At 70.2% G+C, this 7,747-nt stretch carries 5 protein-coding genes; 1 reads left to right on the forward strand and 4 read right to left on the reverse strand.

The window, feature by feature from the left end:
- The 3 genes from VFB40_RS07240 to VFB40_RS07250 form a co-directional block, all read right to left on the reverse strand.
- On the reverse strand, positions 1-597 hold a 597-nt coding region (locus VFB40_RS07240; RefSeq protein WP_349261378.1), incomplete at its 3' end, for a heavy metal-binding domain-containing protein.
- Between the two features lie 68 nt (positions 598-665).
- Entirely contained in the window at positions 666-1,535 is an 870-nt protein-coding gene (locus tag VFB40_RS07245; RefSeq protein ID WP_324848517.1) for a heavy metal-binding domain-containing protein, read from the reverse strand.
- Between the two features lie 182 nt (positions 1,536-1,717).
- Positions 1,718-2,482 carry an enoyl-CoA hydratase/isomerase family protein gene (locus VFB40_RS07250; RefSeq protein ID WP_414642052.1) on the reverse strand — a complete coding sequence of 255 codons (765 nt, stop codon included), beginning with the start codon at positions 2,480-2,482 and terminating at the stop codon, positions 1,718-1,720.
- A gap of 177 nt (positions 2,483-2,659) precedes the next feature.
- Here VFB40_RS07250 and glgX point away from each other — a divergent pair, with 177 nt between their 5' ends.
- Positions 2,660-4,864 (forward strand): glycogen debranching protein GlgX, encoded by a 2,205-nt coding sequence (glgX, locus tag VFB40_RS07255; protein WP_414642051.1) that lies wholly within the window; start codon positions 2,660-2,662, stop codon positions 4,862-4,864.
- A gap of 154 nt (positions 4,865-5,018) precedes the next feature.
- Here the strand turns inward: glgX and glgP are convergent, their stop codons facing one another.
- A complete protein-coding gene (glgP, locus tag VFB40_RS07260) occupies positions 5,019-7,649 on the reverse strand; it encodes an alpha-glucan family phosphorylase (RefSeq protein ID WP_324848520.1) in 2,631 nt (876 codons plus the stop codon).
- Between the last annotated feature and the right edge of the window lie 98 nt (positions 7,650-7,747).

The following is a 7,747-nucleotide window of genomic DNA, read 5'->3' on the forward strand; positions in this document are numbered from 1 at the left end:
CGCCAGCTCGCGCGCGTCATAGAGCGCCTGCGTGAACTGCTCGATCTCCACGTTCCGGCCCGCGTTCCCGACCACCTGGCCGAAGCGCTGGTGCGCGACGTGATAGACGCACGAGCCCATCACCATGTCCAGCGGCGCGTAGCCGGCCCGGATCAGGGTCCAGAAGTCCTGGCCGGACAGGTCCGAGGTGAACGGCTTGTTCTTGTTGTTGCGCCAGTGGCCGTGCGGGCCCGGGTCCGCCCCGTCCGCCTTGACCGCCGTGCCGATCGCGATGAACTCGGCGATGTCGTTGCCGAACTCCTTGAACTCCACGTCCAGCCGCACCCCGACGATGCCGTCCGCGCCCAGCGCGCTGGCCTCCGCCTCCATCCGGCTCATCGCCAGCTCGCGGGCGTGGTACATGGCCTGCGACAGGGTGGTCATCTCCTGGTTCTTCGACCAGCGGCCCAGCTGCAGGCCGACGTGGTAGATCGAGGAGCCGAGCACCAGGCCGAGCGGCCGGAAGCCCGCCTCGCGCACCAGCAGGAACTCGTTCACCGTCAGGTCCGAGGTGAAGATCGAGCCCTTTCCGGGACGCAGCTGGGCGAGCCGGCGCATGGCGTCCTCGGGCACCCCCTGCGCGACCAGGTCCCCGGCCTCCTGCTGGATGGACTGCTCGGTCATCCTCAGCGCTCCCGATTCAGGGTCAAGATGGTCAGTGGCTTGAGCCCGGAGCCGCCGGGCCTGCGGTCGAAGCGGGCGACGGAGGTGCCCACGAACGAGGCCTCCGCGATGTGGTCGCGCTGGTTCTCGTACGAGGGGCACTCCCGCTCGCGGATGCGCAGCTCCATCTCGTCGACCACGATCCCGTCCCCGCCGTGCGCCTTCGCGTCGAGTTGGAGCTGGTGGCGGGCGTCGTGCCGGGCGTGGTTGATCAGCTGGGTGTATCCGTCGACCTCTTGGTTGCCCGCGGTCCAACGCAGCTGTCCGTAGGTGCGCCAGTCGTCATGCCTGGTCGCGATCGAGATGCCGAGCACCAGGCCGGTCGGCACCCAGCCGCCGTGCAGCAGCTTGGCGAACTCCTGGCCGGTCAGGTGGGAGGTAAACGGCGTCGCCGGACGGGTCTTCGAGCGGGCGCGCACGGCCGTGCCGAGCGCGGTGAACTCCATGCCGCCGGCCGGGAAGTGGCCGACCCGCAGCTTCACCCCGACGATCCCGTCGCCGCCGAGCGCCTTGCACTCGGAGATCGCCCGGGCCAGCGCCAGCCGCCGCGCGCCGTACATCGTGCGCACCAGCTGGGAGAACGGGGCGTAGGCGGAGGAGGAGACCTCCGTGCCGCCGAAATACGACCACGCGCCGGAGCAGCCCCAGCGGCCGGCGTATCCGATGTGGAAGACCGCGGTGCCGAGCACCTGCCCGACCGGGTCGAATCCGGCCCCGGCGATCGCCGCGAACTCCTGCGTGGTCAGCGCCGAGCCCCAGGTCTGGCTCGCGCGGATCTCCGCCATCCGCGCACGGGCCACCTCGGGAAGGGCGGCATCCAGCTGTTCTGGCATCAGACCCCCGGTCGGAGACGGAAGTGCGCTCTCGGGCAGCGTATGACATGGCGGGCTTGTGTGGACGTGACGGCAGGGGTGAAGGCGGGGGAAGGCGGGGGTGAAAGCCTTTGGCCTGGTGGTGAATGGCCATGCGGTGCGCCGGGGGGCGTCGGTTGGGAACGGCGCCCGTGAAGACGGCGTCAGTCGAAGACGGCCTTGCCGGGGCCGTGGTCGATGAAGGACTGCATGCCGGTGGTCCGGTCGGGGGTAGCGAACAGCGCGGCGAACTGCGCCCGCTCGATCTCCAGGCCGGTGACCAGGTCGGTCTCCAGGCCGCGGTCGATCGCCTCCTTGGCGGCGCGCAGCGCGAACGCCGGTCCGGCGGCCAGCTCGGCGGCCCAGGCCAGCGCGTTCGGGTAGACGTCTTCAGGGGCTACGACCCGGTTCACCAGACCGATTCGTAGCGCTTCCTCGGCGCTGACCATCCGGCCGGTGAAGACCAGATCCTTGGCCCGGGCGGGGCCGACGAGGCGGGAGAGGCGCTGGGTGCCGCCGGCGCCGGGGATGAGGCCGAGCTTGATCTCCGGCTGGCCGAACCTGGCGTCCGTCGCGGCGACCCTCAGGTCCGCGCACAGCGCCAGTTCGCAGCCGCCGCCCAGGGCGAAGCCGGTGACCGCGGCGATGACCGGCTTCGGGATGCGCGCGATCGCCGTGAAGGAGTCCTGCAGAGCGCCGGAGCGCAGCACCATGTCGGTGTAGGAGAGGGCGGCCATCTCCTTGATGTCCGCGCCCGCGGCGAACGCGATCGGCCCGCCGTAGAGCACCACGGCGCGCAGATCGGGATCGGCCGTCACCTGCTCGGCGGCCCGCTTAAGCTCGGCTTGGACGTGCGAGTCGAGCGGATTCAGCTTCGGGCGGTCGACTCGGATGGTGGCGACCCGGGGGGCCACTTCGGCGACCTCGATCCGGACAAACTCGGCGCGCCACACGACCTGCACGGCTGCCGCCGCGCCCTCGTTCGGCTCAGTCAACGCTGACACTCCCTTGGATCACCGTCCGCCTGCACCGTTCATCCAACCACGGCCGGTCAGCCGCCGAATTTCCGGGGCCATGAGGTTCTTCACGACCCGTCAAAAGGCACAATGGACACCATGAGTGACCAAGCTGGCGATCCGCACCACGCTGAGCACTGGGACCGGCCCTGGCCGGGTAACTGGCATCCGCTCGGCGCTCGCCACGACGGACAAGGCGTCAACTTCGCGCTCTGGGCGGCCGGGGCCGAGGGCGTCGAGCTGTGCCTTTTCGACGACGCCGGTGGCGAGAGCCGGATCCCGCTGTCCGAATCCACCTTCCACATCTGGCACGGCTACCTGCCCGGCATCGAGCCCGGCCAGCGCTACGGCTTCCGGGTTCACGGGCCCTGGGACCCGTCGCGCGGCCGCCGCTGGAACGCGAACAAGCTGCTGCTCGATCCGTACGCCCGAGCACTGGAGGGCGAGTTCGTCCTCGACGACGCCGTGTACGCGCATGTGAAGCACGGTTCAACCGCCAACTCCAACTCCCTGGACGACCGCGATTCGGCGCCGTACGTTCCGCAGGGCCTCGTGATCGGCAAGGTCGACGTGGACACCGGCATGCGGCCGCACACGCCCTGGGCCGAGACGATCATCTACGAGCTGCATGTACGCGGCTACACGATGCGACACCCGGCTGTACCTGACGAACTGCGCGGTACGTACGCAGGGCTGGCGCACCCGGCCGTCGTCGACCATCTGGTCCATCTGGGTGTCACCGCGGTCGAGCTGCTGCCGATCCACCACTTCGTTTCCGAGCCGCATCTGCTGGAGCGCGGGCTCGGCAACTACTGGGGCTACAACTCGATCGGCTACTTCGCCCCGCACGCGCAGTACTCGGCCGCGGCCCGGCGCGGCGAGCCCGGCGGCCAGGTGCGCGAGTTCAAGCAGATGGTGGCGGCCCTGCACGCGGCCGGCATCGAGGTCATCCTCGACGTGGTCTACAACCACACCGCCGAGGGCGGCGGCGACGGACCGACGCTGTGCTTCCGCGGCATCGACAACGAGAGCTACTACCGGCTCGACGAGAAGAACCCGAGCCGGTATGCCGACTACACCGGCTGCGGTAACACGCTCAACGTCGTGCAGCCGCACGTGCTTCAGCTGATCACCGATTCGCTGCGCTACTGGGTCACCGAGATGGGAGTGGACGGGTTCCGCTTCGATCTGGCGTCTGCTCTGGCCCGCTCCTTCCACGACGTGGACAAGCTGTCGGCGTTCCTGACGGTCATCGCGCAGGATCCGGTGCTCCAGGAGGTGAAGCTGATCGCCGAGCCCTGGGACGTCGGCGAGGGTGGCTACCAGGTCGGCGAGTTCCCGCCGCTGTGGACCGAGTGGAACGACAAGTTCCGCGACACCGTCAGGGACTTCTGGCGCGGAGCGCGGACCGATGTGCGCGATCTGGCGTATCGGTTGTCGGGTTCGTCAGACCTCTACCAGGACGACGGTCGACGCCCTTACGCATCGATCAACTTCGTTACCGCACACGACGGCTTCACGATGCGCGACCTGGTCACCTACGACCACAAGCACAACGAGGCGCACGGCGAGAACAACCGTGACGGCAACAACGACAACCGCTCCTCGAACTACGGCGTCGAGGGCGAGACCGATGATGAGACGGTCAACCAGCTGCGGCGCCGTCAGATCCGCAATCTGATGACGACTCTGGTCCTGGCCACCGGCGTGCCGATGATCACGGCCGGGGACGAGTTCGGCCGCACGCAGCAGGGCGACAACAACGCGTACTGCGTCGACAACGAGGTCAGCTGGGTCGACTGGTCGCTGCTCGAGAAGGGCGAGTGGTCCAGCCTGCTGGACCTGACCCGGCGCATCATCCACCTGCGCAAGCGGCACCCGGTGCTGCGCCAGCGCGTGTTCTTCTCCGGCCAGCCGGCGCACCCCGGCGGCCTGCAGGACATCGCCTGGTTCCGGCCGGACGGCGAGGAGATGACCGACGGCGACTGGTTCGCCCCGGCCGCCGGGCTCGGCGTGTACCTCTCCGGGCAGGACATCCGCGGGCGCGGGAACCACGGCGAGCGGATCATCGACGACAGCTTCCTGCTGGTGGTGCACGCCGGGGCCGAGGAGCTGGAGTTCGTGCTGCCGGGCGATCCGTGGGCACGCTGGTACCACAGCGTGATCGACACGACGCTGGAAGGGGACCCGGGGGCGCGCGACAACGTCACCTATGGCGGCGGGCTGCCGGTCACGCTCGCGCCGCGCTCGCTGATGCTGCTGCGCGCGGATCCGGAGGCGTGGTCGGCGACCTGACGGGCGGTCAGACGACGCGAACCGGGGATCTCTACCTAAGACACGATCGCGGTGGTGCTCCGGACGAGTCCGGAGCACCACCGCGATCAGCAGTTAAGCAACTGGCAGTCAAGCGACCGCCAGCTGCGTGATTCCCAGCTGACTGATCGTCAGCTCAGCGCATGAACGCGTCGCCGTCACCCTCGCCCGAGGATGAGACCGTCACCGGCGTCGGCAACACGGCGAGCCCGAGTTCCGCCGGCGTGGACAGCAGCGGATGCTTCGGTACCGCACGCACCGTGTACCCGAACGGGCCAGACCGGTCCAGCTCCACGACGCCCTCGTATCGGTTGCGACCGAGGTCGTCCACGCCGTTGAGCTCCAGCGCGACCGTGTGCGTGTCCTTGAGCTGGTCCCGCTCGTCGACCCGGCCGTAGACCGCCTGAACCTCCAGGTCGTCCGGCGTGATCGAGCCGAGCTGCACCAGCGCGCGGACCCGCAGCGTGCCGCCGAGCCGGGGCGCGCCCTCCGCGCCGGCGTCGCCGTCCGCGACCGCGTCCACGTGCTCGATCGCCAGCTCGGGCCAGCTCGCCTTGATCCGCTCCGTCCACGCGGCCAGCTCGATCGCGCTGCGGTAACCGTCGGCCGACACGGCACGCGAGGACATCGCCGCCGGGACGTACAGCTCCCGCACGTAGTCCCGCACCATCCGGCTCGCCAGCACCTTGGGGCCGAGCGTGCTCAGAGTGTGCCGGACCATCTCGATCCAGCGGGTCGGCAGACCCGCCGCGTCGCGGTCGTAGAAGCGGCGGCTGACCGAGGTCTCGATCAGCTCGTACAGCGCCGCGGCCTCAAGCTCGTCGCGCCGGTCCGGGTCGTCCACGCCGTTCGCGGTCGGGATCGCCCAGCCGTTCTCGCCGTCGAACCACTCGTCCCACCAGCCGTCCCGGATGGACAGGTTCAGCCCGCCGTTGAGCGCCGACTTCATCCCGGAGGTGCCGCAGGCCTCCAGCGGCCGCAGCGGGTTGTTGAGCCACACGTCGCAGCCGGGCAGCAGCGTCTGCGCCATCGCCATGTCGTAGTTCGGCAGGAAGACGATGCGGTGCCGCACGTTGTGCTCGTCGGCGAAGCGCACCAGCTCCTGGATGAGCCGCTTGCCGCCCTCGTCGGCGGGGTGCGCCTTGCCGGCGATGACGAGCTGGATCGGACGCTGCGGGTGCAGCAGCAGCGAGGCGAGCCGCTCCCGGTCGCGCAGCATCAGGGTCAGCCGCTTGTAGGAGGGCACCCGGCGGGCGAAGCCGATGGTGAGCACCTCCGGGTCCAGCACGTCGGCGGTCCAGCCCAGCTCGGCCTCCGAGGCGCCGCGGGCGATCCAGGACTCCTTGACCCGGCGCCGCGCCTCGTCCACCAGCGCGGCGCGCAGCACGCAGCGGATTTCCCAGATCGTCTTGTCAGACAGCCGGTCCACGGCCTCGAACGGCTCGTCAGCGAGCGCGCCGGGGCCAAGTTCCCGCTCGACCAGCTCGAAGACCGCGGGGTGGACCCAGGTCTCGGCGTGCACGCCGTTGGTGATCGAGGTGATCGGCACCTCCGGCGAGTCGAAGCCGGGCCACAGGCCGCCGAACATCTCCCGGGAGACCTCGCCGTGCAGCACCGAGACGCCGTTGGCGCGCTGGGCCAGCCGCAGGCCCATCACGGCCATGTTGAAGCAGCCCGGGTCGCCGCCGGGGAAGTCCTCGGCGCCGAGGCCGAGGACGTTCTCCATGCGCACTCCGGGCGACTGGTTGTCCCCGCCGAAGTGCTCGGCCACCAGGTCGTGCGAGAAGCGGTCGATGCCGGCCGGTACCGGGGTGTGCGTCGTGAACAGGGTGCCGGCCCGCACGGCGGCCAGCGCGGCGCCGAAGTCCAGCTCGTGCTCCTCGGTCAGTTCCCTGATGCGCTCGATGCCGAGGAACCCGGCGTGGCCCTCGTTGGTGTGGTACACCTCGGGCTGCGGCGTGCCGGTGAGCCGGCAGTAGGCCCGCACGGCCCGGATGCCGCCGATGCCGAGCAGCATCTCCTGGTGCAGGCGGTGCTCGCTGGAGCCGCCGTAGAGCCGGTCGGTGATCTCGCGGCCGCCGTCCGCGTTGTCCTCGATGTCGGTGTCGAGCAGCAGCAGCGGCACCCGGCCGACCTGGGCCAGCCAGACCTGGGCGACCAGTTCGCGCAGGCCGGGCAGGCCGATGGTGACCCGCACGGCCGTTCCGTCGGCCTCGCGCAGCCTGGTCAGCGGCAGGTTGTCCGGGTCGATCAGCGGATAGGTCTCCAGCTGCCAGGCGTCGCGGGAGAGCGACTGGCGGAAGTAGCCGTGCTTGTACAGCAGGCCGACCCCGATGATCGGGACGCCGAGGTCGGAGGCGGCCTTCAGGTGGTCGCCGGCCAGGATGCCGAGGCCGCCGGAGTACTGCGGCAGCACGGCGGTGATGCCGTACTCCGGGGAGAAGTAGGCGATCGAGCGCGGGGCGTCGGTCAGCGTCTGGTACCACTTCGGCTCGTTCAGGTACGCGTGCAGGTTCGCGGCCGCGTCGGCGATCCGGGCGGTGAACCGTTCGTCGGCGGCCAGCACGGCCAGCCGCTCTGTGCGTACCGCGCCGAGCAGGCGCACTGGGTCGCCGCCGACGGCCTCCCACTGCCCGGGGTCCACCGCGGCGAACAGGTCTCGGGTGGGTGCGTGCCAGGACCAGCGCAGGTTCGCCGCCAGCTCGGCGAGCGGCGCGAGCGGTTCGGGTAGCACGGTGCGGACGGTGAAGCGTCGGATAGCCCTCATGCTTCGGGACAGTAGCGGCTGGTCACCGGGTTTCGCGACATGGTGGCTCAGGTTCGCGGGCGGAGCGCTGCCGTGCACTCCCGAACGCCCCCCGGCTG

Source organism: Actinocrinis sp. (genome assembly GCF_035650855.1).
In the GTDB taxonomy this organism is placed as follows: Bacteria; Actinomycetota; Actinomycetes; order Streptomycetales; family Catenulisporaceae; genus Actinocrinis.

Excerpts from the sequence above, each read along its gene's own strand:
- glgP (WP_324848520.1), bottom strand. The coding sequence starts at position 7,649 with ATGAGGGCTATCCGACGCTTCACCGTCCGCACCGTGCTACCCGAACCG.
- VFB40_RS07245 (WP_324848517.1), bottom strand. The coding sequence starts at position 1,535 with ATGCCAGAACAGCTGGATGCCGCCCTTCCCGAGGTGGCCCGTGCGCGG.
- glgX (WP_414642051.1), top strand. The coding sequence starts at position 2,660 with ATGGACACCATGAGTGACCAAGCTGGCGATCCGCACCACGCTGAGCAC.